Source organism: Brevundimonas sp., assembly GCF_046295075.1.
Taxonomy (GTDB): domain Bacteria; phylum Pseudomonadota; class Alphaproteobacteria; order Caulobacterales; family Caulobacteraceae; genus Brevundimonas.
The window spans coordinates 97,711-121,565 of sequence record NZ_JBKBOC010000008.1 but is presented as its reverse complement, the minus strand read 5'-3'; the positions used below and the strand labels follow the sequence as shown (position 1 = coordinate 121,565).

At 66.4% G+C, this 23,855-nt stretch carries 25 protein-coding genes; 10 read left to right on the top strand and 15 right to left on the bottom strand.

Annotated features, from left to right (window positions below; genetic code table 11):
• The first annotated feature begins 31 nt into the window (after positions 1-31).
• The 4 genes from ACK4MH_RS08835 to ACK4MH_RS08820 all read left to right on the top strand — a co-directional run bounded on the left by ACK4MH_RS08835 (position 32) and on the right by ACK4MH_RS08820 (position 3,701).
• Positions 32-1,195 (top strand): DegT/DnrJ/EryC1/StrS family aminotransferase, encoded by a 1,164-nt coding sequence (locus ACK4MH_RS08835; protein WP_409717162.1) that lies wholly within the window; start codon positions 32-34, stop codon positions 1,193-1,195.
• Between the two features lie 5 nt (positions 1,196-1,200).
• Complete coding sequence (locus ACK4MH_RS08830) at positions 1,201-2,133, top strand: Gfo/Idh/MocA family protein (RefSeq protein WP_409717160.1); 933 nt, start codon at positions 1,201-1,203, stop codon at positions 2,131-2,133.
• 48 nt (positions 2,134-2,181) lie between these two features.
• The gene (locus ACK4MH_RS08825; protein ID WP_409717158.1) at positions 2,182-2,685 is read left to right on the top strand and encodes a hypothetical protein; all 504 of its coding nucleotides are present in this window, start codon (positions 2,182-2,184) and stop codon (positions 2,683-2,685) included.
• Positions 2,686-2,903: 218 nt separating this feature from the next.
• Positions 2,904-3,701, top strand: coding sequence for an exodeoxyribonuclease III (locus ACK4MH_RS08820; protein ID WP_409717156.1), 798 nt, complete (start codon positions 2,904-2,906; stop codon positions 3,699-3,701).
• A gap of 3 nt (positions 3,702-3,704) precedes the next feature.
• On the opposite strand, the gene ACK4MH_RS08815 is transcribed toward ACK4MH_RS08820, so the two are convergent.
• Positions 3,705-5,159, bottom strand: a complete 1,455-nt coding sequence (locus ACK4MH_RS08815) for a PLP-dependent aminotransferase family protein (RefSeq protein ID WP_409717154.1) — start codon at positions 5,157-5,159, stop codon at positions 3,705-3,707.
• Between the two features lie 62 nt (positions 5,160-5,221).
• Between ACK4MH_RS08815 and ACK4MH_RS08810 the strand changes: the two genes are divergently transcribed.
• Positions 5,222-5,821 (top strand): YczE/YyaS/YitT family protein, encoded by a 600-nt coding sequence (locus tag ACK4MH_RS08810; RefSeq protein ID WP_409717152.1) that lies wholly within the window; start codon positions 5,222-5,224, stop codon positions 5,819-5,821.
• Between the two features lie 3 nt (positions 5,822-5,824).
• Here ACK4MH_RS08810 and ACK4MH_RS08805 read toward each other — a convergent pair whose 3' ends face one another.
• Positions 5,825-6,511, bottom strand: coding sequence for a response regulator transcription factor (locus ACK4MH_RS08805; RefSeq protein ID WP_135194334.1), 687 nt, complete (start codon positions 6,509-6,511; stop codon positions 5,825-5,827).
• A gap of 80 nt (positions 6,512-6,591) precedes the next feature.
• Positions 6,592-7,290 (bottom strand): YggS family pyridoxal phosphate-dependent enzyme, encoded by a 699-nt coding sequence (locus tag ACK4MH_RS08800; protein ID WP_409717150.1) that lies wholly within the window; start codon positions 7,288-7,290, stop codon positions 6,592-6,594.
• On the opposite strand from ACK4MH_RS08800, the gene ACK4MH_RS08795 reads away from it, so the two are divergent.
• Positions 7,289-7,933 carry a thiamine phosphate synthase gene (locus tag ACK4MH_RS08795; protein ID WP_409717148.1) on the top strand — a complete coding sequence of 215 codons (645 nt, stop codon included), beginning with the start codon at positions 7,289-7,291 and terminating at the stop codon, positions 7,931-7,933. The two genes, ACK4MH_RS08800 and ACK4MH_RS08795, sit on opposite strands and share 2 nt — an antisense overlap.
• 15 nt (positions 7,934-7,948) lie before the next feature.
• Here ACK4MH_RS08795 and ACK4MH_RS08790 read toward each other — a convergent pair whose 3' ends face one another.
• The gene (locus tag ACK4MH_RS08790; RefSeq protein WP_409717146.1) at positions 7,949-8,368 is read right to left on the bottom strand and encodes an NtrZ family periplasmic regulatory protein; all 420 of its coding nucleotides are present in this window, start codon (positions 8,366-8,368) and stop codon (positions 7,949-7,951) included.
• Positions 8,369-8,693: 325 nt separating this feature from the next.
• On the opposite strand from ACK4MH_RS08790, the gene ACK4MH_RS08785 reads away from it, so the two are divergent.
• The 4 genes from ACK4MH_RS08785 (at position 8,694) to holA (ending at position 13,415) form a co-directional block, all read left to right on the top strand.
• Complete coding sequence (locus ACK4MH_RS08785; RefSeq protein WP_409717144.1) at positions 8,694-9,158, top strand: DUF3576 domain-containing protein; 465 nt, start codon at positions 8,694-8,696, stop codon at positions 9,156-9,158.
• Between the two features lie 179 nt (positions 9,159-9,337).
• Positions 9,338-11,887 carry a leucine--tRNA ligase gene (leuS, locus tag ACK4MH_RS08780; RefSeq protein ID WP_409717142.1) on the top strand — a complete coding sequence of 850 codons (2,550 nt, stop codon included), beginning with the start codon at positions 9,338-9,340 and terminating at the stop codon, positions 11,885-11,887.
• Positions 11,887-12,366, top strand: coding sequence for an LPS assembly lipoprotein LptE (gene lptE / locus ACK4MH_RS08775; RefSeq protein WP_409717140.1), 480 nt, complete (start codon positions 11,887-11,889; stop codon positions 12,364-12,366). The genes leuS and lptE overlap by 1 nt, the downstream gene beginning before the upstream one ends.
• A complete protein-coding gene (gene holA / locus ACK4MH_RS08770) occupies positions 12,363-13,415 on the top strand; it encodes a DNA polymerase III subunit delta (protein ID WP_135194328.1) in 1,053 nt (350 codons plus the stop codon). Before lptE ends, holA begins: the two co-directional genes overlap by 4 nt.
• Before the next feature lie 42 nt (positions 13,416-13,457).
• On the opposite strand, the gene ACK4MH_RS08765 is transcribed toward holA, so the two are convergent.
• The 11 genes from ACK4MH_RS08765 to hemE form a co-directional block, all read right to left on the bottom strand.
• Positions 13,458-13,640 (bottom strand): hypothetical protein, encoded by a 183-nt coding sequence (locus ACK4MH_RS08765; RefSeq protein ID WP_409717138.1) that lies wholly within the window; start codon positions 13,638-13,640, stop codon positions 13,458-13,460.
• Between the two features lie 39 nt (positions 13,641-13,679).
• A complete protein-coding gene (locus ACK4MH_RS08760) occupies positions 13,680-14,570 on the bottom strand; it encodes a ParB/RepB/Spo0J family partition protein (protein ID WP_135194326.1) in 891 nt (296 codons plus the stop codon).
• 25 nt (positions 14,571-14,595) lie between these two features.
• Positions 14,596-15,417: a ParA family protein gene (locus tag ACK4MH_RS08755; protein WP_135194325.1), complete on the bottom strand. Its 822-nt coding sequence runs from the start codon at positions 15,415-15,417 to the stop codon at positions 14,596-14,598.
• Positions 15,398-16,030 carry a 16S rRNA (guanine(527)-N(7))-methyltransferase RsmG gene (gene rsmG, locus ACK4MH_RS08750; RefSeq protein WP_409717135.1) on the bottom strand — a complete coding sequence of 211 codons (633 nt, stop codon included), beginning with the start codon at positions 16,028-16,030 and terminating at the stop codon, positions 15,398-15,400. Before rsmG ends, ACK4MH_RS08755 begins: the two co-directional genes overlap by 20 nt.
• A complete protein-coding gene (mnmG, locus tag ACK4MH_RS08745; RefSeq protein ID WP_409717133.1) occupies positions 16,030-17,910 on the bottom strand; it encodes a tRNA uridine-5-carboxymethylaminomethyl(34) synthesis enzyme MnmG in 1,881 nt (626 codons plus the stop codon). Before mnmG ends, rsmG begins: the two co-directional genes overlap by 1 nt.
• An 82-nt stretch (positions 17,911-17,992) precedes the next feature.
• Positions 17,993-19,300, bottom strand: coding sequence for a tRNA uridine-5-carboxymethylaminomethyl(34) synthesis GTPase MnmE (gene mnmE / locus ACK4MH_RS08740; RefSeq protein WP_409717131.1), 1,308 nt, complete (start codon positions 19,298-19,300; stop codon positions 17,993-17,995).
• A 43-nt stretch (positions 19,301-19,343) separates the two neighbouring features.
• Positions 19,344-19,571 carry a DUF6489 family protein gene (locus ACK4MH_RS08735; protein WP_409717129.1) on the bottom strand — a complete coding sequence of 76 codons (228 nt, stop codon included), beginning with the start codon at positions 19,569-19,571 and terminating at the stop codon, positions 19,344-19,346.
• A 40-nt stretch (positions 19,572-19,611) separates the two neighbouring features.
• On the bottom strand, positions 19,612-21,039 hold the full coding sequence (gene rho, locus ACK4MH_RS08730; protein ID WP_409717127.1) for a transcription termination factor Rho: 1,428 nt from the start codon (positions 21,037-21,039) through the stop codon (positions 19,612-19,614).
• 200 nt (positions 21,040-21,239) lie between these two features.
• Positions 21,240-21,707, bottom strand: a complete 468-nt coding sequence (locus tag ACK4MH_RS08725) for a CopD family protein (RefSeq protein WP_409717125.1) — start codon at positions 21,705-21,707, stop codon at positions 21,240-21,242.
• Entirely contained in the window at positions 21,704-22,765 is a 1,062-nt protein-coding gene (gene hemH / locus ACK4MH_RS08720; protein WP_409717123.1) for a ferrochelatase, read from the bottom strand. Before hemH ends, ACK4MH_RS08725 begins: the two co-directional genes overlap by 4 nt.
• A complete protein-coding gene (hemE, locus tag ACK4MH_RS08715) occupies positions 22,762-23,820 on the bottom strand; it encodes a uroporphyrinogen decarboxylase (protein WP_409717120.1) in 1,059 nt (352 codons plus the stop codon). The genes hemH and hemE overlap by 4 nt, the downstream gene beginning before the upstream one ends.
• Positions 23,821-23,855: the final 35 nt, after the last annotated feature.

The window sequence follows — 23,855 nt, the reverse complement described above, 5'->3', positions numbered from 1 at the left end:
GCCGCCCGATCCCCCGTGGAGAGCGTCCCTCATGATCCCCTTCATCGACCTTCAGGCCCAGCGCCTGCGTCTCGCCGGCAAGATCGAGGCTGCGGTCCAGGAGGCCGTCGTCGGCGGCGCCTGGGTCATGGGGCCGCAAGTCCGCCAGTTCGAATCCGACCTCGCCGCCTTCGGTCAGGCCAAACACGCCCTGGGCTGCGGCAACGGCACGGACGCCCTGATCCTGCCGCTGATCGCCTGGGGTGTAAGGACGGGCGACGCGGTCTTCTGCCCCAGCTTCACCTTCACCGCGACGGCCGAGGTCGTGCCTTGGCTGGGCGCCTCGCCGGTGTTCGTGGATGTCGATCCGCGCACCTACAATATGGACCCTGCGCACCTGGAAGCCGCCATCGAGGCGGTCAAGGCCGAGGGTCGCCTCACGCCCAAGGTGGTCATCGCCGTCGATCTGTTCGGCCAACCAGCGGACTATCCCGCCATCCGCGCGATCTGCGACCGCCACGGATTGAAGCTGATCTCGGATTCGGCCCAGGGCTTCGGCTGCATCCTGAACGGCGACCACCCGCTGAAATGGGCCGACGTAACCACGACCAGCTTCTTCCCGGCCAAGCCGCTGGGTTGCTACGGCGACGGCGGGGCGGTGCTGACCGACGATGACGACCTGGCGCAGGAGATGGATTCGCTGCGCGTCCACGGAAAGGTCGTCGCCAAGGACCTGCAGGCGGGGGCCGCCGCGTTCGCCCACGATCCCAAATACCTGGCCATGCGCATCGGCATGAACAGCCGCCTGGACACCATCCAGGCCGCCATCCTGATCGAGAAGCTGAACGTCTTCGGACAGGAGATCGAATGGCGCAACCGGATCGCCGCGCGCTACAACGAGAAGCTGGCGCCCCACGTCGCGGCCGTGCCCCATGTGATCGACGGCGGCGTGTCGATCTGGGCCCAATATACGGTCGAGCATGAGGATCGGGACGGTCTGGCCGCTCACCTCAAGGATCAGGGCGTGCCCACCGCCGTCTATTATCCGGTGCCCATGCACCTGCAGCCGGCCTATCAGCGCTTCCCGCGCGGCGAGGGCGGGCTTCCCGTGACCGAACGGCTCAAGGACCGGGTCATCAGCCTGCCGATGCACGCCGATCTGGACGAGGCGACCCAGGACAAGGTCATCGCCGCCGTCGCCAGCTACAAGGGTTGAATCTGATGCCGAACACTCCAGCCCTAAAGATCGGCGTCGCCGGCGTCGGCGTCATGGGCCGCAACCACGCGCGCGTCGCCTCCGAGATGCGCGAGTTCGACCTGACCACCGTCTTCGATCCCGACGCGGTGACGGCCGAGGGCGTCGCCGCCGCCTATGAAGCGAACGCGGTCACCACGGCCCAGGCCTTCGTCGACGCCGGTCTGGACGCCGCCATCGTGGCCACGCCCAACCGATTCCATGCCGAGATCGGCGTGGCGCTGCTGGAAAAGGGCGTCCACGTCCTGGTTGAGAAACCGATCGCCGCCAGCGTCGCCGACGCCCAGCGCATGATCGACGCGGCAAAGGCCAACGACCGCGTCCTGATGGTCGGCCAGGTCGAACGGTTCAATCCGGCGGTCGAGACGGTCAAGCGCGCCGTCGCCGACGACGAGATCATCTCCATCCAGATCACCCGCGTCGGTCCCTTCCCGCCGCGCATGGGCGAGGTCGGGGTGGTCATCGACCTGGCGGTCCACGACATCGACATCATTCGCCACCTGACAGGCTCGGAAATCGTCGAGGTCCAGCCGCAACTGGCCCGAACCCGGGCCGACCGCGAGGACACGGCCCTGCTCCAGTTCCGGCTGGACAATGGGGTGATCGCCCACATCACCACCAACTGGGTCACCCCTTACAAGACCCGCACGCTTCAGGTCGCGACCAAGACCAAATTCATCGTCGCCGACCTGATCACCCGCCAGGTCACCGAATATTTCGGCCAGCAGCCCGACGGCTCCTATTCCACCCGGATGCTGAACAGCTGGCCGGCCGAGCCCCTTCGCAAGGAGCTGGAAGCCTTCGCCCGCGCCATCACCACCGGCGAAACGCCGGCTGTCACGGGCGAAGACGGCCTGCGCAATCTGGAAGTCGCCCTGCGCTGTCTTGGCGAGCACTGATCGGGGCGAAGCCTAGTTCTCGCCGCAAAGCCTGACGAAGAGGGACGCATGCGCCGTTTCACCGCCTCCGCCCTCGCTCTCGCCGCCGTGGCATCAGCCGCTGCGCCGGCTCAGGCCGACACCCGGTTCCTGTCCTACAATGCGTCGGACCGCATCACCCAGGCCCTGACCAAGGGTGTGACGCTGGAGGTCCGGCGCGGCCTATTCGGCGCGGTCCAGGTCGAAAGGCTTTATTCCACCTCGGCGCGCGGCACGGCCGGCTTCACGCGTGGCGGCCCCGATGCGGCAAGACGCGCCCTGCCGCAAGGCGCCCAAGAGAACGACATCTACGGCGTGGATCAGGACGGCGACGGCCGCGGGCTGGCTCGCGCCCTGTGCCCTGGCTCGGACGAAGTCTGGCTGATCATGAGCCGGGTGCGGGCGCCCCGCCCGCTGACCATGCAGGCGGTCGGACGGTGGTCGGACGGCGCCTATCGCCATTGTGTCACCCTGACCTACGAATGGCGTGGAGAATGGGCGACGGCCCCTCTGACGCGCAACACGCCAGACTGATCCGGCCTCGGACTGTTTCATAATGAGCACGCGCAAGCGTCGATTGTGATGGTTTGACTTTTGTGTTCGCGAGTGACACTTTGGGCACATGAACGGCGGCGGCCGTTCTACCGCCACGGACAATATCCCCTCCCCGGCGGCGAGAGAGACGAACCTCCCATAGCCCGGCCCGTTGCGGCCGGGCTTTTTTTACGCCGCGCGCCTGCTAGACGAAAGGCATGACCCTTCGCCTCGCCACCTGGAACATCAACTCCGTCCGCCTGCGCATCGACCAGGTCGCGCGCTTCGTCGCCGAGCGCGCGCCCGATGTCCTGATGCTGCAGGAGATAAAATGCACAACGGACCAGTTTCCGCGCGGGGCCTTCGAGGACATGGGCATGCCCCATCTGCGCGTCGCGGGCCAGAAGGGCTGGCACGGCGTGGCCATCGCCAGCCGCCTGCCGCTTGAGGACAGCGACACCTTCCAGGTCTGCAAGCTGGGCCACGCCCGCTGCGTGTCCGCCCGTGTCGCGGGGATCGATGTCCAGAACTTCTACATCCCCGCCGGCGGCGACGTGCCTGATCGTGCGCTGAACCCCAAGTTCGATCACAAGATGGACTTCTACGAACAGCTGACCGCCATCGTGGCCAAGCAGGACAAGTCACGGCCCCTGGTCATGGCCGGCGATTTCAACATCGCGCCGGGCGAGGGCGACGTGTGGAACCACCGCTACATGTCCAAGATCGTCAGCCACACCCCGCTGGAGGTCGAGACCCTGAACCGGCTTCAGGAAACGGGCGGTTTCGCCGACGTGCTGCGCGACCGTTTCCCCGAACCGCAGAAACTGGCCAGCTGGTGGAGCTATCGCGCCGCCGACTTCCGAAAGTCCAATCGCGGCCTGCGCCTGGACCACATCTGGACCTCGCCCGGCCTGACCCCCGCCGTGGTCAAGGACACCGCCCGCATCCACGACGACGTCCGCGAGTGGGAGCGGCCCTCTGACCACGCGCCCGTGACGGTCGATCTGGACGTCTGATCCCTAATAGACGGCGACCGGCTTTGTCGCCGTTACGGGCTTCCCGCCTCGGCCGACCTTCTTCGCCGCGCGGGCCAGGCGGGTCACCGCCTCGTCCAGCTGGTCTTCCGGCAAGGTGTAGGGCAGGCGCAGGCGGCGTTCGAAAGCCCCGTCGACGCCGAATCGCGGACCGGCGGCGAGGCGCAGGCCTTCGGCCTCGGCCCGGATCGTCAGGGCGGAACTGATCGGTGCCGGCAATCGCGCCCAGAGCGACAGCCCACCGGCCGGCCGCGGGCAGGCCCAGTCGGGCAACCGTTCAGCCAACCGCGCCCGAAGGTGGTCTCGACGCGCACGCAGCAGGGGCCGTCGCACGGCCAGCGCCTTTCCGCCGTCGCTCAACAACTCCACGGCTGCAAGCTGCTCCAGAATCGGTACGCCCAGGTCGAAGCTGGCGCGGCTTTGGGCCAGGCGCTGGATCACCGCCCGGTCGGCGCGGATCCAGCCGATTCGCAGGCCGCCCCAGACGCTCTTGGACATGGAGCCCAGCCGGACCATGCGCGGCGCATCGACGGCGGAGGCGCTGAGCGCCGGTGGTCCGCTCAAGGTCAGCTCGACCAGGGTCTCGTCCAGAACCAGCAAGGTTTCGGACCCTTTCAATCCCGCCAGCAGCCGCGTCCGATCCGCCGTCCGCATCATGCGCCCAGTCGGATTGTTGTGGTCCAGCACCAAATAGGCCATCGCCGCATTGCTGCTGCGACAGGCCGCAACGAGCCCCTCGACGTCCCAGCCCTCCTCGCCGTCGCCGTCGGGCAAGGCCACCGGCACGGCGCGACCCCCGGCCGCCAGAATGGCGTCGATGGCTTGGGGATAGGTGGGATGATCGAACACCACCGGGGCGCCGGCCCGCGTCGCCAGCCGCAGCAGGTGGACCAGGCCGTTGTGGGCGCCGTGGGTGATCAGGATCTGGCCTGGCGAGGTCGGCAGGCCGCGCCGCCGATATCCCGCCGCCACCGCTTCGCGCAGCTCCTCCAGTCCCGCCGTCTCATAGCCGTGTCCCGGCAGATTCGCCGGCAATCGCTCCAGAGCCCGCACATAGGCGGCATGGACATTCGGATCGGCCGGCAGCACGGCGGCGGTCAGGTCGATCAGGCCCGACCTTGTGAACGCCTTTGGGGCCGCCGCTCGCCCTGGTCCCGGCCCGGCCGGCAGGCTGGTGCGCGCCGCCGCCCCCTGCCCGCCTGTCAGAAAGCCGTCATCCCGCAGTCGTCCATAGGCGGCCGACACGGTCGTGCGGCTCAAACCCAGCGCCTGCGCCAGTTCGCGTTCCCCCGGCAACCGCGCCGCCAACGGCAGTCGACCGTCCAGGATCAGCAGTCGTACCGCCCCCGCCAGCTGGCGATAGGCGGCCCCTGCGCCAGACGAACGCCAGGCGCCGAGATGGCGGGTCAGGGAGACAAGACCGATGGAACGAGGTGACATCAGGCCAGAATGCCATGACTGGACCTTTTTTCCATAGCCGGTTTGACGCATCTGGTGGATTTATGACCCGTCGCCTGATCCAGCTCTTCGCCGGCCTCATCCTCTATGGCCTTTCCATCGCCCTGATCGTGCGCGCCGATCTGGGGCTGGATCCGTGGGACGTACTGAACCAAGGCGTGTTCGAACGGTTCGCAGGCCCAGCCGGGATCAGCTTCGGCCTGGTCGTCAATCTGATCGGTATGGCCGTGCTGCTGCTGTGGATTCCCCTGCGCCAGAAGCCGGGAATCGGCACGGTGGCCAATGTTCTGGTCATCGGCACGGTCGCCAACTTCGGCCTGGACTGGATTCCGTCCGACCTGGGCCTACCGCTGCAAGCAGGCCTGCTGATCGGCGGGATCGTTCTGAATGGCGTCGCCAGCGGGGCCTATATCGGCGCCGGCCTTGGCCCCGGCCCGCGCGACGGCCTGATGACCGGCATTGTCGCCCGCACCGGCTGGCCGGTCAAATGGGTGCGGACCAGTATCGAGCTGGCCGTCATCGCCGTCGGCTGGCTGCTGGGCGGCTCGGTCGGGCTGGGCACGGTGCTTTACGCCGTGACCATCGGTCCTCTGGTGCACGTCTTCCTGCCGATGTTCACGATCCGCCTGAAGACGACCGACTGAGCCTTACGGCTGCAGCCGGTATCCGCCCGCGTCGGTCAGCAGCAGGCGTGCGTGGCCTGGTTCCGGCTCGATCTTCTGGCGCAGACGATAGATGTGGGTTTCCAGCGTGTGGGTCGTGACCCCGGCGTTATAGCCCCAGACCTCGGTCAGCAGCTCTTCGCGCGACACCGGCTTGGCCCCGGCGCGATAGAGGTATTTCAGGATATTGGTTTCCTTCTCGGTCAACCGCACCTTCTTGCCCTTGGCGTCCATCAGCACCTTGGCGGCCGGACGGAACTCGTAAGGCCCGATCGAGAAGACCGCGTCCTCGGACTGTTCATGGCTGCGCAGATGGGCGCGGATGCGGGCCAACAGCACCGCGAACCGGAAAGGCTTGGTGACATAGTCGTTGGCCCCGGCGTCCAGGCCCAGGATGGCGTCGGCATCGGCCGATTGCGCCGTCAGCATGATGACCGGGGTCGAGACCCCGTCCTTGCGCAACAGGCGACAGGCCTCGCGACCGTCCATGTCCGGCAGGTCCACGTCCAGCAGGATCAGGTCGGCGCGGATTTCGCGCCCCATCCGCACCCCATCGGTCGCAGTCGCGGCCTGCTGGGTCTTGAACTCTTCGTGCAGGTTCAACTGCTCGGCCAACGCCTCGCGCAGGTCGTCGTCGTCGTCGATGATCAGAATGGTCTTGGGCGTGGGCATGAACAGACAATGGCGAGGCTTGGCCCCCGCGCCAAGGCTTGGGGGTGCGAATTCACATCGGGTTACGGGCTAGAGGGGCTTTAAGGCCGATTTCGTTCCCCGAACAACGCGGTTCCGACCCGCACATGGGTCGCGCCGCACCGGATCGCGGTTTCGTAATCGCCGCTCATCCCCATCGAAAGGACCGACAGACCGTTTCGTTCGGCCATGTCGCGCAACATCTTGAAATGGGGCTCTGCGTCCTCATCCGACGGGGGAATGCACATCAAACCCTCGACCGTCAGCCCATAGGTCTCGCGCGCGGCCGCGATCAGGGCGTCGGCCGCATCGGGCAAGACGCCTGCCTTCTGAGGCTCCATGCCGGTATTGACCTGAACCAGCACACGCGGCGATCGGCCGCGTTTCTCGGCCGCCTGGGCCAGGGCGCGGGCCAGCTTCTCGCGATCCAGCGTCTCGATCACATCGAACAAGGCGACGGCGTCCTCGGCCTTGTTCGTTTGCAAGGGTCCGATCAGCCGAAGTTCCAGGTCCGGCAGCGTCGCGCGGCGTTCCGTCCACCGCCCCTGAGCCTCCTGCACCCGATTTTCGCCGAAGATTCGCTGGCATGTCCCCAGGATCGCGTCGATGGCCTCGGGCGGCTGGGTCTTTGATACGGCGGTCAGGGTCACGTCGCCCGGATCGCGGCCGGCTGCGCGGCAGGCGGCGTCGATCCGGGCGCGGACGACGGCAACCCTTTCGGCGATGGACGACGGAGCTAAAGCGGAGGAAGAAGAGGTCATGACCCTGCCGGCCGGTTACAGCGACGATGCGCGCGCGCTCTGGGATGCGGCCACCGCTCTAAACCGCGCCGCCTCCGCTGTCAGCCCGCAGGTCGCCGGCCTGCCGCCGTTGCTGTTCTTCACCGACCCGGATCGCACGCCCCGACCATGGGAGACGGCGTACCGCCTGCCTGCCGGCTCAGCAGTGGTCTATCGCGCCTTCGGTAATGAAGAGGCGTTCGATATCGGCCGTCGTCTGCGCGAGGCGACGACCGATCGCGGCGTGAAGCTGCTGGTTGGGCTGGACGCGGATCTGGCTCAGACTCTGGCCGCCGACGGCGTCCACTTGCCTGAGCGCGAGGCTCACAGCGCGCCCGCGATCCGAGCGGCGTACCCTCGCTGGCTGATTACCGCGGCCTGGCATGGCGGGCCCACATCGATCCAGGCTCTCGATGCGCTGATCCTGTCCCCGGTCTTCCCCGCCGGCGGCGCCTCGGCCGACAAGCCGCCGTTGGGTATCGCGGCGTTTGAGGAAAAATCGCAGAGCGTTCCCCTGCCCGTCTATGCCTTGGGCGGGATCAAGGCCGCCAACGCAGCACGCCTCCAAGCCACAGGGGCCTGCGGTCTGGCGGCGATCGATGCGATCCAGTCGGCGTTCCGCTGACAGATCGGGTCGAAATCAGAACTTGAAGATCGTTTCCAGACGCACGCGCGGTTGGGCGCGGCCATTGGTTTCGGGCGCACGGGCCGGATCGGCTTCGGGTGCGCCCACGGCGGCGGCGGCGCCGACGCGCAGGCGGTCGTTCAGACGGTAATAGGCGCCCGCTTCGACATCGCCCCAATCGGTCTCGCGACCGACGGGCTGGTTCAGATTGAAGTCCAGGCCCCAACGGCCGTTGTCGTTCAGGCGCAGCCCGCGACGTTGGGGGGTCGGGGCGTTGCGCTGGGCGGCCTGGGCATCCGACAGCGAAACTGTGGACGTGCTCTGGGCAAGCGCCGACGTCGACGCGGCCATCGCCGTCGTCGCCATCATCACAGCCAGGAAACCACCGAACCGCATACCAAATCCTTCGAACCCCGCCATGACGCGGCGTTTCAACCCTGAACCGACCTTATATAGTCGTGAGCCAGGCGATTAGACACCGGGTGTCCTCGCGGTCAACGGAATGAGCCTTCGATAACAAGGTTCCCGCGCATTGTTGTCCGCGCATGTGTCTCAAGCGTCACGGGATTTGGACGGAATCCCGCCGGATGACATGGTCCTGTCGCAAAACAGCGCGACGCCGGATGCGACCGCCGCAGACTTCGCCTTGTCATCGCCCCTTTTCACCGTGTTATAGAACCACGCAGTCGGCATTCTTCCTTGGCCGTGCGCGCGTGTGGGCGAGGCCCGCGCGTCCCTGAGTTTACGGAGACTTCTCTTGATGAGCCTCAACAAGGCCCTGGTTCGGAACGTCGCGGTCGTCCTGGTCTCGGGCATGGCCCTTGGCGCGTCGCTGTCGGCCTGCTCAAGCATTCCCTTCGTCGGCGGCGAGAAGTCTGCGCCCAAGACGAACGTGCAACAGGGCATCGGCGTCAACGCCTTCCTGTGGCGCGCCTCGCTCGACACCCTCAGCTTCATGCCGCTGCTGACCGCCGATCCGTGGGGTGGCGTCATCAACTACGACTGGTACATCAACCCCCAGACGCCGAACGAGCGCTTCAAGGCAACCGTCTTCATCCTGGACACCCGTCTGCGCGCCGACGCGCTGAACGTCACGGTGACCAAGGAAGTGAAGGGCGCAGATGGGCAATGGACCGCCGCCCCGGTCGCCGCCCAGACCGAGGCCGATCTGGAAAACGCCATCCTGACCAAGGCGCGCCAGCTGAACCTGTCTAATGCTGGCTGATCGCCAGCATTAGGTTCTTTGGTAGGCGCTATCGCCCTTCGGGCTACTTGAGCGCCGTTAGATCCAGTTTCGTCGGTTCCGCCAGGACCGGACGAAACGCATTACTTCTTGGGCGCTGTCGTCCTTCGGGCTAGTTGAGCCGGGAGGGCGTCAGCGCCCTTCTGACTTTCAGGACGACCGTGGCCCGTTACGAACCCAAGACCGCCGAACCTCGCCAACAGGCCCGCTGGGCCGAGGCCTCCGCCTTCGTGACGAAGGATACCGGCCGTCCGAAATACTATGTGCTGGAGATGTTCCCCTATCCGTCGGGCAACATCCACATGGGCCACGCCCGCAACTATGTGATGGGCGACGTGGTGGCGCGGTCCAAGCGCGCCCAGGGCTATGACGTTCTGCACCCGATGGGCTGGGACGCCTTCGGCATGCCGGCCGAGAATGCGGCCATGGAGCGCGGCATCCACCCCAAGGGCTGGACTTACGACAACATCGCCCAGATGCGCGAGCAGCTGAAGCTGCTGGGCCTGTCGCTGGACTGGTCGCGCGAGTTCGCGACCTGCGACCCGGAATATTACGGCAAGCAGCAGGCCTGGTTCCTGGAGCTGTATCGGCGCGGTCTGGTCTATCGCAAGGACGGGGTCGTCAACTGGGATCCGGTCGACAACACCGTCCTGGCCAATGAACAGGTGATCGACGGGCGCGGCTGGCGTTCGGGCGCCGTGGTCGAGAAGCGCAAGCTGAACCAGTGGTTCCTGCGCATCACCGACTATGCCGACGACCTGATCGACGGTCTGAAGATCCTGGACCGCTGGCCCGAGAAGGTCCGGCTGATGCAGGAAAACTGGATCGGTCGGTCCAAGGGTCTGCAGATGACCTGGGCCTTCGCCGGCCAGGCTCCCGCCGGTTATGAATCCGGCGTCGAAATCTACACCACCCGGCCCGACACCTTGTTCGGGGCCAGCTTCCTGGGCCTGGCGCCGGATCATCCGATCTCGAAACAGCTGGCTGAGGCCGATCCGGCGGTGGCCGACTTCGTCGCCAAATGCCGCGCGGGCGGCACGTCTCAGGCCGATATCGACCAGGCCGAGAAGATCGGCTGGGACACGGGCCTGAAGGCTCTCCATCCCTTCACCGGCGCCGAAGTCCCGGTCTGGATCGCCAACTTCATCCTGTCGGAATACGGCACGGGCGCCATCTTCGCCTGCCCGGCCCATGACCAGCGCGACCTGGACTTCGCCCGCAAATACGACCTGCCGGTGATCCCGGTGGTTCGTCCCGAGGGCGCCGGCGACGACTTCGCCGTGGGCGACGAGGCCTATACCGGCCCGGGCGCGATCTTCCATTCCGACTTCCTGAACGGCCTGGACATCGAAACCGCCAAGGCCGAGGCCATCCGCCGCGTCGAGGCGGCGGGTGCGGGCAAGGGCGCGACCATCTACCGCCTGCGCGACTGGGGCGTTTCGCGCCAGCGCTACTGGGGTTGCCCCATCCCCATCATCCACTGCCCGTCCTGCGGGCCGGTTGAGGTTCCTGCCGATCAGCTGCCGGTCGTCTTGCCCGACGATGTGACCTTCGACGTGCCCGGCAATCCGCTGGATCGCCACGCGACCTGGAAACACGTCAAATGCCCGTCCTGCTGTCAGGACGCGACGCGCGAGACCGACACGCTCGACACCTTCGTCGACTCCAGCTGGTATTTCGCCCGCTTCACAGACCCGACGGCCGAGGCGCCGATCGACAAAGCCGCCGCCGATCGCTGGCTGGCGGTGGATCAGTATATCGGCGGCGTCGAGCACGCGGTTCTGCACCTGCTCTACGCCCGCTTCATCACACGCGCCCTGTCCGACGCCGGCATGCTGTCGGTGAAGGAGCCGTTCGCCGGCCTGTTCACCCAAGGCATGGTGGTCCACGAGACCTACCGTCGTGAGAACGGCCAGTGGGTCGAGCCGACCGACGTGGACCTGACCAACGACAATGGCGTCCGCTCCGCGCGCCAGCTGTCGACCGGCGAGACCCTGATCATTGGCGACATCGAGAAGATGTCCAAGTCCAAGAAGAACGTCGTCGCCCCGGCCGAAATCCTGGAATCGCACGGCGTGGACGCCGGCCGTCTGTTCGTCCTGTCCGACAGCCCGCCCGAACGCGACGTGCAATGGACCCCCGGCGGCGTCGAGGGGGCCAGCCGCTTCGTCCAGCGCGCCTGGACCCTGTTCGACGCCTACGATCCCGCCTTCGCCGGCGAGGACAAGGCCAACGCCGACCTGCTGCGCGAGACGCACAAGGCCATCAAGGCCGTGTCCGAAGGGGTCGAGGGCTTCCGCTTCAACTCGGCCATCGCCAAGCTCTACGCCTTCGTCGCCACCATCCGCGACAACGCCCACGCCGGCGGCGACGCCAAGCGGCAGGCCCTGTCGGCCCTAGCCCGCCTCATCGCCCCCTTCACCCCGCACCTGGCCGAGGAAGCCTGGACGCGGCTGGGCCAAGACGGGATGGTTCTGGACGCGCCGTGGCCCGTGTGGGACGCTGCGCTGGCGGCCGACGACGAGGTGGTCCTGCCCATCCAGATCAACGGCAAGCGTCGCGCGGAAATCCGCGTGCCGCGCGGCATGGAGCCCGCCCAGGTCGAGGCCATCGTTCTGGCCGACGAGACCGTGCAGGCGCGGCTGGAGGGTCTGAGCGTGAAGAAGATCGTCGTGGTCAAGGACCGCATCGTCAATCTGGTGGCCGGCTGATGCGTATCGCAGCGGCTTTCGCGGTCCTGTCCGCCCTGGCGGTTTCCGCCTGCGGCTTCACCCCCATGTACGCCGAACCGGCCGTGGGATCGTCCCTGCGGCGCATCGCCGTCTCCACCCAGGACGATCGGCTGGGCTATCGCCTGCGCGAACAGCTGGAGGACGCCCTGGCCTGGGATCGGTCCTCCACGCCCCTTTATCGCCTGACCACCCAGGTCGAGCAGAACCGCCGCTCGCTGGGTCGCCGGATCGACGACACCGCGACCCGCTACGAACTGACGGTCAAGGCGACCTGGACCCTGACCCCCGCCGCGGGCGGAACGCCCGTCAGTGGGACCGAGACGGTCACCACCACCTACGCCGCCGCCGACCAGCCCTATGCCGCCATCGCCGCCCAGCAGGACGGCGAGGAGCGCGCCGCTTCCGAACTGGCCCGGCTGATCCGCCTCGACCTCATGCAGGCGCTGTCGAACCCGTGATCCTGGCCAAACGCCCCGAGATCGATCGCTTTCTGAAGGCACCCGATCCGGCGATCCGGGCGGCGGTGATCCACGGCAAGGACCGGTCCGGCGTCGCCGAGCGGGCCGAGGTGCTGTGTCGGACGGTCACCCCCGACCTGAACGACCCCTTCAACGTCACCGTCCTGACCGACAGCGACATCGACGGCGATGAGACAAAGCTGGAAGAGGCCCTGACAGCCATGTCCCTGATGGGCGGCCGTCGTCTGGTGCGGATCCGTCTGTCGACGCTGAAGCCCGGTGTGGACAAGGCCGTCGCCGCCGCGCTCAAGATTCACGCGGAGGGCGGCTACAATCCCGACGCCATGATGGTTGTCGAGGCCGACCAGCTGGGTCGCGAGTCCGCCCTGCGAAAGGCCGCCGAGAAGGAAAACGGCGCCGTCGGCATCGTCTGCTACGAGGACGAGACCGGCGATGTCGCCCGCATGGTCCGCGAGGCCTTGGCCGCCGACAAGGTCGGTCTGACCTCCGACGCCCTGGATCGTTTCGTCGCCCGCCTGCCGCGCGAGCGGGGTTTGATGCGCCAGGAGATCGAGCGCCTGGCCCTGTTCATCGGTCCCGGCTCGGGCAAGACGCTGGATATGGACGCGCTGGAGCATCACCTGGGCGTCGAGCCGGACGCCTCCCTGTCCGACGCCGCGCTACAGGCCTTCGGCGCCCGGCCTGGCCCGGCGCAAGCGGGTCTGAGACGCGCCTTCGCTGAGGGCGAATCCTCGGTTCTGGCCGTCCGTTCAGCCGCCATGCATCTGGGAAAACTGCGCCGGATCAATATCTTGCAGGCCAACGGCGCAAACGCCAAGGAGGCCGCAAAGGCCGCCGGCGTCTTCTGGAAACAGGAGGCGGAAATGCTGCGCCAGGCGCGGTCCTGGCGGCTGGAGGCGCTGGACGAGGTGCTGGACAGCATCAACACCGCCGACGTCGCCACTAAGACGACCGGCATGCCCGATCAACTGATCGCCGAACGCCTGCTTCTGGAAATCGCCGGACGAGCGCGACGGCTGGGGCTTTAAGAAACGCCCTCTCCCCTGCCGTGGGAAGAAGACGCAGCGCATTCAGCCCCGCTTGGACGCCTTGCGGAATGCGGGCTGAGCCATGGCGACATTGCGCGCCGAGACGCTCTTTTCCTCAGCCTTGGCGCCGGCCTGGGCATTGAAGCCATGACCGGTCTTGGCCTTCTTGGCGGCAAGCGCCTGTTTCAGATTGTCGGCGGCGGAGGGCGTGTTTTCTTCAGTCATAGGCCACCCTACCACAAGATCATCGCCAAGTCCGTCGCCTCAGCCGCGCATCAGGCGACGACACAGGTCGTCCAGCTGCTCCAGCGAGCCGTAGCGGATGGTCAGGTCGCCCTTGCCGCCCTTGTCTGCCAGCTGGACCTTCAGGCCCAAGGCGTCGGCCAGATCTTGTTGAAGCGCAACGACATCGGCCGCCCCCTCACCGCCCGAAGACGCGGATGCAGACCTGGCCTTGACCGGCTTTGGGCCTTCGACCGCACGGCGGGCCAGGGCCTCGGTCTCGCGCACGCTCAGGCCGTCGACGAAGGCGATGTCCGCCAGTTGTCCCGGGTCCGGCGTATTGATCAGAGCCCGCGCATGGCCAGCCGACAGCTTGCCTTCACGCACATAGAACAGCACCCGCTCGGGCAGTTGCAGCAGGCGCATGGTGTTGGCCACGTGACTGCGGCTCTTGCCGACGACGCCCGCCACCGCATCCTGGGTCCGGCCGAACCGCTCCATCAGGACGCGGTAAGCCTCCGCCTCCTCCAGCGGGTTCAGGTCGGCGCGCTGCACGTTCTCGACGATGGCGACCTCGAACACCTCCACGTCGTCCATCTCGTGGATGACGATCGGCACCTCGGTCAGCCGCGCGGCCTGGGAGGCGCGCCAGCGGCGTTCGCCTGCGATGATCTGCCAGACGCCGTCCTCGCCCGGATGGGTCCGCACAAGGATCGGCTGCAGCACGCCCTTGTCGCGGATCGAGGCGGTCAGTTCCTCCAGATCCTCCTGGCGGAATGTCTTGCGCGGCTGATCGGGGTTGGGCTTCAGGCTCTCGATCGGCACGCGTTGCACGCCGGCGGGCGCAGGCGCGTCAGACGCCACCGGGGCCTCGGCGTCCTGCCCCATCAATGCCGACAGGCCGCGGCCCAGACCTCTTTGTCGTTCAGCCAAGATACTGTTCCGTTTCCAATAAAACTCAGGCAGCCAGCTTCAGGCGCTGGCGTTCGCGCTTCACCACTTCCTTGGCCAGACGAAGATAGGCCTGGCTGCCGGCGCATTTCAGATCATAGATCAGGGCTGGCTTGCCGAACGACGGCGCCTCGGCGACGCGAACGTTGCGGGGAATGACGCTCTCATAGACCTTGTCGCCGAAGTGGGCGCGCACGTCATTGGCCACCTGTCCCGACAGGGCGCTTCGGCGATCATACATGGTTAGAACCAGACCCTGGATCTCCAGCGACGGATTGAGGCTGTGCTTGACCATGTCGATGGTCCGCATCAGCTGGCTCAGGCCCTCCAAGGCGAAGAACTCGCACTGAAGCGGCACCAGCACCGCATCCGCCGCCGCCATAGCGTTCAGCGTCAGCAGGTTCAGCGACGGAGGGCAGTCGATCAGTACATAGTCATACGCGGTAGGGCCGTCGTCATGCGCCCGCAGCGCATCCCGCAGCCGATAGGACCGGCGATCCGCCTGGCTTAGTTCGATTTCCACCCCCGACATGTCGGCGTCGGCCGGCACGATCCAAAGACCGGGGACCGTCGTCTGGACCGCCGCATCGTCGACGGACCGCTGATCCACGACCACGTCATATATGGTGACACGGCGTGTTTCACGTGGAACACCCAGGCCGGTGGAGGCATTGCCCTGCGGATCCATGTCCACGATCAGCACACGCTCGCCAATGGCGGCCAAGGCGGTGCCCAGGTTGATGGCCGTCGTGGTCTTGCCCACCCCGCCCTTCTGGTTAGACACCGCCAGGACGCGGGCAGGTCTCTTTCTAGCGCTTTGTGCGGGCACGTCGGAGACTCCGGATTGTCACGATACGGCCGCGCGCGTCGCTTTGCGACGGGGCCAGTTCAGCTTCGAAATGCCAGGATTTCCGCGCCTCGATCAACTCGGATTCGGCCCTCTCCCCCTTGAGGAACAGACCTTGTGCACCCCTTTGGAAGTAGGGCTGTGCATAACCCAGCAGTTTCTCCATCGGCGCGACTGCACGCGCGGTGACGACGTCGCATGTCACCTGCTGTTCCTCCGCCCGACCGATGATGACGGTCGCCGGCAGATCGAGCGCATCCACGATCTCCTGCAGGAACCGGCACCGCTTGCCCAAACTGTCGATCAGCCACACATGCGCGCCTTCCCGCCCCTTCATCAGGATCGCCAACACCACGCCCGGAAACCCGGCGCCGGCCCCCAGATCGGCCCAACTCCGCGCCTCGGGCGCATGCGTCAACAACTGGGCGCTGTCCCAAACATGTCGATTCCAAAAGTCCGGCAGGCTGTCGGGCCCGACCAGGTTCATCACCGAGTTGGCGTCGCCGAGACGAAAACGAAAAGCCTCAAGGTCCGCCATCTGCTGCGGCGTAGCCCCGGCCTTGGCCTGAAACGCGGCCTTCTCCGTTTCGAGCATCAGGCGGCGACCGAGGCTTTGGGCGACTTCTTCGCATGGGCCAGCAGGGCCGTCAGGGCGCCGGGCGTCATACCCTCGATCCGTCCGGCCTGACCCAGGGTGCGAGGCTGGACCCGCGCCAGCTTCTCCTTCACCTCGTTCGACAAACCTCCGATGGCGGCGTAATCGAGATCGGCGGACAGGATCATCCCCTCCTCCGTCCGCAAGGCCACGGCGTCCAGTGCTTGCCGGTCAAGGTAGTTGGCGTATCCCGCGTCGATCTCCACCTGCTCGCGAACTTCGGCGCTCCAGTCCGCGATGGACGGACAAGCGGCGATGAAGTGATCCAGGGTGACATCGGGGAAGGCCAGAAGTTCACGCATAGACCGACGACGCCCATCCGCATTTACGGTGATCCCCAGGGTTCCCGCTTCGTTGGGTGTGAACAATGTTTCACGTGAAACGGCGCTCGCCCTCGCCAGCGCCGCCGCCTTGGCTTCGAACCGCGCCCGACGCCTGTCGCCCACGATTCCCAGCTCAATCGCCAGCGGGGTCAGGCGCTGATCGGCGTTGTCCGAGCGCAAAGTCAGACGATACTCCGCCCGACTGGTGAACATGCGATAAGGCTCGGTCACGCCACGCGTCACCAGATCATCGATCATCACGCCGATATAGGCCTGGTCGCGTCCCAGAACGACCGCCTCCTGTCCCGCCGCAGCACGGGCCGCGTTCAGCCCTGCCATCAGGCCTTGGGCCGCCGCCTCTTCGTATCCGGTCGTGCCGTTGATCTGGCCGGCCAGATAGAGACCCGGACGCTTCTTGACCTCCAGCGCGGGGCTCAGCTCGCGCGGATCGACATAGTCGTATTCTATGGCATAGCCGTAGCGGAACACCTCCACGGCTTCGAGACCAGGGATGGTGCGTAGGAAGGCCAACTGGGTCGGTTCGGAGACCGATGTCGAGATCCCGTTCGGATAGACGGTCGGGTCATCCAGACCCTCGGGTTCGAGGAAGATCTGGTGGCTGGTCTTGTCGGAGAACCGCACCACCTTGTCCTCGATCGACGGGCAATAGCGCGGTCCCCTCCCCGACAGCTTGCCTCCATAGACAGCGCTCTCGCCGAGGTTCTCGGCGATGATCTTGTGGGTTTCCTCGGTGGTGTGGGTTACGCCGCAGGCGATCTGAGGCACGGTGATCTTTTCAGTCAGGAAAGAGAAGGCCGACGGGGTCTCGTCCGCCTGCTGCATCTCCAACCGATCCCAGGCGACGGTTCGGCCATCCAGGCGCGCGGGCGTGCCGGTCTTCAGCCGTCCCATCATCAGGTCGGCGGCATGCAGGTCGGCCGCCAGACCGGTGGACGCGTCCTCGCCGTGGCGACCGGCAGGAATCCGCTCGTCGCCACGATGAATGACGCCGTTCAGGAAGGTGCCCGTCGTCAGGACAATCGCCCCGGCCCGCACCGTCTCACCGGCTCCCGTCGTCACCCCGACCACACGGTCTCCGTCGAGGATCAGGCCCTCGGCCGTACCCGCCATCAGGGTCAGGTTTGGCATCGCCTTCAGTTCGGCCTGCATGGCTTCACGATACAGCCGTCGGTCGATCTGGCTGCGAGGGCCGCGCACGGCGGCGCCCTTCGACCGGTTCAGCAGGCGGAACTGAATGCCTGACACATCCGCGAGCCGCCCCATGATCCCGTCCATAGCGTCGATCTCGCGCACTAGGTGTCCCTTGCCCAGACCGCCGATGGCCGGGTTACAGGACATCTCGCCGATGGTTTCCAGTTTCTGGGTCAGCAGCACGGTGCGTGCGCCCGCACGCGCAGCCGCTGCTGCGGCCTCACAGCCGGCGTGGCCGCCGCCGATGATGACGACGTCGAAGTGAAGATCGGTGGGAGAACTCATGCCCGGCACATAGTCCAATTGGTTCCACTTCGCCACCTTCAGGCTTGGAGGAACCGCCGATGTTTCACGTGGAACGCCGGTCCTATTTCCCGATGCAGAAGGTCGAAAAGACCTGCCCCAATATATCCTCGACCCCAATGGCGCCGGTGACCCTCGCCAAGGCATCTGCCGCCCGGCGCAGATCGTCGCCCGCCATCTCTGGTGCGACATCCAAGGCGACGCGTGCTGCGGTCACCGCCGACAGCGCCTCGGTCAACCGAAGTCGGTGACGCTCACGCGTGATCGCGGGAAAATCCGCCCCCGCCAGATCGGCGGACAGCCGTGCGGCGATCCAGTCGTGAAGCTCTGGCAGGCCCTGCCCGCTTTCGGTGCTGACTGACAGAACTTCAAAACCGATTGTCGTGGAGATGACGCCAAGGTCGGACTTGTTGGCGACCACCAAGTCCTCCGGTCGAGCATAGTCAGCCGCCACCCCGTCCGGATCACCGGGTGCGCGAACCCACAGACGAAGGTCCGCCTGTTCCGCCCGAAGACGCGCGCGGCGAACGCCTTCGGCCTCGACCGGGTCGTCGCTTTCTCTCAGGCCCGCCGTGTCGGACAGGGTCACGGCGTAACCGCCGATCACCAGATCGGCGTCGAGCACATCGCGGGTGGTGCCGGCGATCGGCGTCACGATGGCCGCCTCTCGGGCGACGAGCGCGTTGAACAGCGACGACTTGCCGGCGTTCGTCTCGCCGATCAGGACGATGCGATAGCCGTCCCGCACCCGCTCGCCCCGTCGCCCGGTATCGATCGCACGGCGTAAATCGTCGGCGAGACGATCCAGCACCGGCCCTGCGGTGCGCGCCAGATTGTCCGGCACCTCTTCGTCTGGGAAGTCGATTTCCGCCTCGACCAGAGCCAGGGCGTGAAGCAGGTCGCGGCGGAAACCGGCGTAGGTTTCGCTGAGTTTTCCGTCCAGCTGCCCCAAGGCCTGTTTGGCCTGGGCGCTGGTCTCGGCGTCGATCAGGTCCGCGACCGCCTCGGCCTGCGCCAGGTCCATGCGGCCGTTCTGGAAGGCGCGGCGGGTGAACTCGCCGGGTTCGGCCGGACGAACGCCGAGTGCGATCAAGGCGCGGCTGGCGGCCTCGACCACGGCGCGTCCCCCATGCAGATGCAGTTCGGCAGAGTCCTCGCCGGTGTAGGAATTCGGCGCGGCGAAGCGCAGGACCAGGGCCTGATCGATGTGATCGCCGGCGTGGGCCAGATCGCGAACCGCAGCCATGCGGGGCTTCAGCCTTGTCGCGCCGAGCGCCGTCAGGGCCGCTTCGACCGCCGGCCCGGACAGACGGATGACGGCGATGGCCCCTCGGCCAGGCGGCGTCGCGAGGGCGAAGATGGTGTCGGTCATTGGGATCCTCCCCCTCCCCCGATGGGGGGAGGAGACAGGCGGGTCATGGCTTGACGGCCGCTTCCATCAGACGGCGAAACTGGTCCTGAGCCTGAAGACCGAAACTGGTCCAAGTCTTCATCAGCTCTTCGGGCTGCATGGCGGCGACATTGGCCTCCATCCGCTTCTGCATCTCGGCGACCATGGCTTCGTTCAGCGGGGTCACGTCAGGCAAGCCCAGAAAGGCGCGAGCCTCCGCCGGGGTACACTCCACTTCGACATTGACCTTCATCGCACCGTCTCCTGTTTCACGTGAAACGTCCGAAGACGGATCAGGTGTTCATCGACTGGAAGAAGTCCGAGTTGTTCTTCGATTGACGCAGTTTGTCGAGCAAGAACTCGATCGCGTCCTGCGGCCCCATGGGGTTCAGGATGCGGCGCAGGACATAGGTCTTGGCCAGCTGATCCTTCGGCGTGATCAGGTCTTCCTTGCGGGTGCCCGACTTCAGCACGTCGATGGCCGGGAAGATCCGCTTGTCGGCGACCTTGCGGTCCAGCACGATTTCCGAGTTTCCGGTGCCCTTGAACTCTTCGAAGATCACCTCGTCCATGCGGCTGCCGGTGTCGATCAGGGCCGTGGCGATGATGGTCAGCGACCCCCCCTGCTCCACATTCCGCGCGGCGCCGAAGAAGCGTTTGGGCCGTTGCAGGGCGTTGGCGTCCACACCGCCGGTCAGGACCTTGCCCGACGAGGGGACGGTGGCGTTATAGGCGCGGCCCAGGCGGGTGATGGAATCCAGCAGGATCACCACGTCCTTCTTGTGCTCGACCAGACGCTTGGCCTTTTCGATCACCATTTCGGCGACAGCGACGTGGCGGGTCGCCGGTTCATCGAAGGTCGAGGCCACGACCTCGCCCTTCACGGTGCGCTGCATGTCCGTGACTTCTTCCGGCCGTTCGTCGATCAGCAGGACGATCAGAATGACTTCCGGGTGGTTCTTCTCGATCGACTTGGCGATGTTCTGCAGCATCACCGTCTTGCCGACGCGTGGCGGCGCCACGATCAGGCAGCGCTGGCCCTTGCCGAGGGGCGCGACGATGTCGATCACCCGGCCCGAGCGATCCTTCAGCGTCGGATCCTGGATTTCCATATTCAGCCGCTCCTCGGGGTAGAGGGGCGTCAGGTTGTCGAACAGGACCTTGGTCTTGACCATCTCGGGGTCTTCGAGATTGATCGTGTCGACCTTGAGCAGGGCGAAATAGCGCTCGCCTTCGCGCGGCGCCCGCACGGCGCCGTGGACGGTGTCGCCCGAGCGCAGGCCGAAGCGGCGGATCTGCGACGGCGACACATACACGTCGTCCGGACCGGGCAGATAGTTGGCGTCCGAGCTGCGCAGGAAGCCGAAGCCGTCGGGCAGGATTTCCAGCACCCCGTCGGCGATGATCTCGACTTCTTCGTCGGCCAGGGCCTTCAGAATGGCGAACAGCAGATCCTGTTTGCGCAGGTTGGAGGCGTTCTCGACCTCCAGCTGTTCCGCGAAGGCGACCAGGTCGGCCGGCGTCTTCTCGTTCAGCTCCGCCAGGGTGATGCGGCCGTTGGCGACGACGGGTTCGCCGTCGTCATCGTCATCGGCCGTGGTGTCGACGCCGGAGTCCGCGCCTGCGACTTCACCGGCCTCGTGCTCGGCGCCGTGATGCGTCGGGGCTTGCGCCTCGGCGTTTTCGGTATCGGGGGTGTCGTTATCGGTGACGTCGGTCATGATACAGGCTCGCGGACGCGCGCACGGAACCGCACGGCGTCAGGTCTCTGGAAATGTCTGGCCGTGAGGCCGAAGGGAGGTGCGACGGGCTCCCGCTGGTCAAACCGGCGGGCGTCGCGAAAAGAGAGGGACCGCCGGAAGGACCGAACGGTTCACCGCCAGCGGAACCACAGGCGGCGGGTCAGGTCAAGCGGAGCCGCTCAACCGAACGTCCACTCTGTCGTCACCGACAGCACCATGACGATGGCCAGGACGAAGGGAACCTCATTGGTCATGCGCCAGAACTTGCCGGAATATTTCGACGTCCCCGCCGCGATCTTCTTCCTCTGCGCCGAAAGGAAGCCGTGCCAACCGCTGAGCAGGAAGACGCCGGACAGCTTGGCGATCATCCACGGCTCGGCAAGGAAGCCGGCGCCGCGCGCGGAGACATCGATGTGGATCAGCCACAACCCGAACACCCAGGACAGGATCATCGCCGGGTTCAAAATGATGCGAAGCAGGCGCGTCTGCCACAGACGCAACAGGCCCTGCATCTCGCTTTTCAGCGGCTCGGGCTTGGACTGCTGTTCGGCGTCATAGGCATAGAGGCGCGGCAGGAACAGCAGCCCCGCCATCCAGGCGATGACGGCCAGGATGTGCAGGCCACGCGCCAGGTCGTAGGTATTCATGCCGCCTGTTTCCCGTTGCGATACGGACAGGCCTTCCAGTCCGTCTTGCACCCCTGGCCGAAGGGCGCGACGCCTGTGCGCGACAGGGCGCTGACTGCCGCATCAGCCAAGGCGTCGATGAACAGGGGTTCAATTCCGACCGCCGGCGCCCGCAAATAAGGACTGGCCCCTTTTTCATGGGCCAGTTCGCCGTATTCGATATCAAGCTCAACCAGGGTCTCGATATGTTCGGAGACGAAGGCGATGGGGGTTATGACCACGCCCACCCCGTCCTTGGCCGCCTTTTCGATGGCCTCGGGCGTCGAGGGGCCCAACCATTTCATCGGCCCCACGCGGCTCTGGTAGCAGATGGCGTGGTCGAACGGCCCGCGCTGGGCCTCGATGGCGGCGACCACGGCGGCGACCGTCGTCTCGATCTGCTCCTGATAGGGGTCGCCCTTGCCCGTCACCAGCTTCTCGGGGATGCCGTGGGCGGAGAAGAGTACTCGCACCGGCTGGCCCACGGCTTCGTCCAGCTTTTCGCCGATGGCCTGAGCCTGGGCCTCGACCCAACCCGCCGCGGCCGGATAGCAGCAAACGGCGCGGCTGACGCCCGAGCCACTGTAGGCGGCGTTCCAGGCCTTGAGCGAAGACTGCGTCGTCGTGGTCGAGAACTGCGGATACAGCGGCAGCAGCACCACCTCGTCCGGCCCGAAGGCGGCGACCTCGGCGGCCGTCTCCTCGGTCAGCGGGTTCCAGTAGCGCATGGCGATGAAGACCCGCACCGTGTCGCCCGACAGCCGGGCGTTCAGCACCGTCTCCAGCGCCCCGGCCTGACGGCGGGTTTCCGGCAGCAGGGGCGATCCCCCGCCCATCAGGGCGTAGTTGGCCTGGGCGCTGGTCTCGCGTCGGCTTGAAATCAGCCTGGCCAGCGGCGTACGCACGATGCCGGGCAAACCGATGATAGCCGGGTCGTTGAACAGGTTGAACAGGAACGGCTTGACCGAGGCCTGGTCGTCCGGGCCGCCCAGATTGAACAGCACCACCGCGATGCGGCGGCCTTGGGTCGCTTCGGTCATTGGGCGCCGATCCGTTTCAGAACCCGTTCGACATGATCGATCGGTACGTCCGGCAGGATGCCATGGCCCAGGTTGAATATCCACGGCCCCTGCCCCCATGCCTCCATCAGCTGATCCACGCGGCGGTCCAGCAAGTCGCCGCCGGCGCGTAGCAACAGGGGGTCCAGCGCGCCCTGGATCGGCTTGATCTGCTGCACCCGTTTGCCGACCTCCAGCGGGCAGGCGGTGTCTAGGGCGACGGCGTCAACCTCGACCTCCTGCGCATACCGCTCTGCAAGCGCCGCAGAGCCCCGTGGGAAGCCGATCAAGGGTACGGTGACACCCAGCTCCCGCGTGCGCTTCACAAGCGCCTGGTGGGGCTTCAGGACCAGTCTTTCGAACAGGTCGTCCGGCAGGCCCTCCGCCCAGCTCTCGAAGATCTTCAGAACCTGGGCGCCGGCGTCAGCCTGCATCTTCAGATAACGCGCCGTGGCCTCGACCAGAACCTCCAGCGTCTCGTCCACCCGCCTGGGTTCGGCATAGGCATAGGTCCGGGCCTGGGCGCGCTCGCCCTTGCCGATAGTCCGATGCTCGCCGTCCAGCATATAGGTCGCCACGGTCCAGGGCGCGCCTGCGAACCCGATCAGGGCCCGCTCGGGCTCCAGCGCCGCGCGCACGATCGACAAGGTCTCGCCCACGGACGACAGATACTCGCCCGCTCCCGCAGCCAGTTCGGCCATCCGACCCGGGATCGGCATCTCGCCCAGACGGGGGCCCTCTCCCGTCTCGAACCAGACGTCCTGGCCCAGGGCGCGGGGGATCAGCAGGATGTCGGCGAAGACGATGGCCGCATCGAAGCCGAACCGCCGCATCGGCTGAAGCGTCGCCTCGGCCGCCATCTCTGGATTCAGGCAGAAGGCGATGAAGTCGGGCGCCTCGGCCCGCAGGCGGCGATACTCCGGCAGGTAACGCCCCGCCTGACGCATGAACCAGACCGGCGGACGATCCAGCGTCTCCCCTCGGAGAGCCCTGAGCATCAAGGGCGTCTGATCGGCGTTCTGGGTCGGATCGGTCATGCTGGACGATTAAGGTCACAGCCCCCCGCTCTCAA

Coding starts and splice junctions, on each gene's coding strand:
- ACK4MH_RS08835 (WP_409717162.1), top strand. CDS start 32: ATGATCCCCTTCATCGACCTTCAGGCCCAGCGCCTGCGTCTCGCCGGC.
- ACK4MH_RS08830 (WP_409717160.1), top strand. CDS start 1,201: ATGCCGAACACTCCAGCCCTAAAGATCGGCGTCGCCGGCGTCGGCGTC.
- ACK4MH_RS08825 (WP_409717158.1), top strand. CDS start 2,182: ATGCGCCGTTTCACCGCCTCCGCCCTCGCTCTCGCCGCCGTGGCATCA.
- ACK4MH_RS08820 (WP_409717156.1), top strand. CDS start 2,904: ATGACCCTTCGCCTCGCCACCTGGAACATCAACTCCGTCCGCCTGCGC.
- ACK4MH_RS08815 (WP_409717154.1), bottom strand. CDS start 5,159: ATGTCACCTCGTTCCATCGGTCTTGTCTCCCTGACCCGCCATCTCGGC.
- ACK4MH_RS08810 (WP_409717152.1), top strand. CDS start 5,222: ATGACCCGTCGCCTGATCCAGCTCTTCGCCGGCCTCATCCTCTATGGC.
- ACK4MH_RS08805 (WP_135194334.1), bottom strand. CDS start 6,511: ATGCCCACGCCCAAGACCATTCTGATCATCGACGACGACGACGACCTG.
- ACK4MH_RS08795 (WP_409717148.1), top strand. CDS start 7,289: ATGACCCTGCCGGCCGGTTACAGCGACGATGCGCGCGCGCTCTGGGAT.
- ACK4MH_RS08800 (WP_409717150.1), bottom strand. CDS start 7,290: ATGACCTCTTCTTCCTCCGCTTTAGCTCCGTCGTCCATCGCCGAAAGG.
- ACK4MH_RS08785 (WP_409717144.1), top strand. CDS start 8,694: ATGAGCCTCAACAAGGCCCTGGTTCGGAACGTCGCGGTCGTCCTGGTC.
- lptE (WP_409717140.1), top strand. CDS start 11,887: ATGCGTATCGCAGCGGCTTTCGCGGTCCTGTCCGCCCTGGCGGTTTCC.
- ACK4MH_RS08765 (WP_409717138.1), bottom strand. CDS start 13,640: ATGACTGAAGAAAACACGCCCTCCGCCGCCGACAATCTGAAACAGGCG.
- rsmG (WP_409717135.1), bottom strand. CDS start 16,030: ATGCTCGAAACGGAGAAGGCCGCGTTTCAGGCCAAGGCCGGGGCTACG.
- mnmG (WP_409717133.1), bottom strand. CDS start 17,910: ATGAGTTCTCCCACCGATCTTCACTTCGACGTCGTCATCATCGGCGGC.
- mnmE (WP_409717131.1), bottom strand. CDS start 19,300: ATGACCGACACCATCTTCGCCCTCGCGACGCCGCCTGGCCGAGGGGCC.
- ACK4MH_RS08735 (WP_409717129.1), bottom strand. CDS start 19,571: ATGAAGGTCAATGTCGAAGTGGAGTGTACCCCGGCGGAGGCTCGCGCC.
- rho (WP_409717127.1), bottom strand. CDS start 21,039: ATGACCGACGTCACCGATAACGACACCCCCGATACCGAAAACGCCGAG.
- ACK4MH_RS08725 (WP_409717125.1), bottom strand. CDS start 21,707: ATGAATACCTACGACCTGGCGCGTGGCCTGCACATCCTGGCCGTCATC.
- hemH (WP_409717123.1), bottom strand. CDS start 22,765: ATGACCGAAGCGACCCAAGGCCGCCGCATCGCGGTGGTGCTGTTCAAT.
- hemE (WP_409717120.1), bottom strand. CDS start 23,820: ATGACCGATCCGACCCAGAACGCCGATCAGACGCCCTTGATGCTCAGG.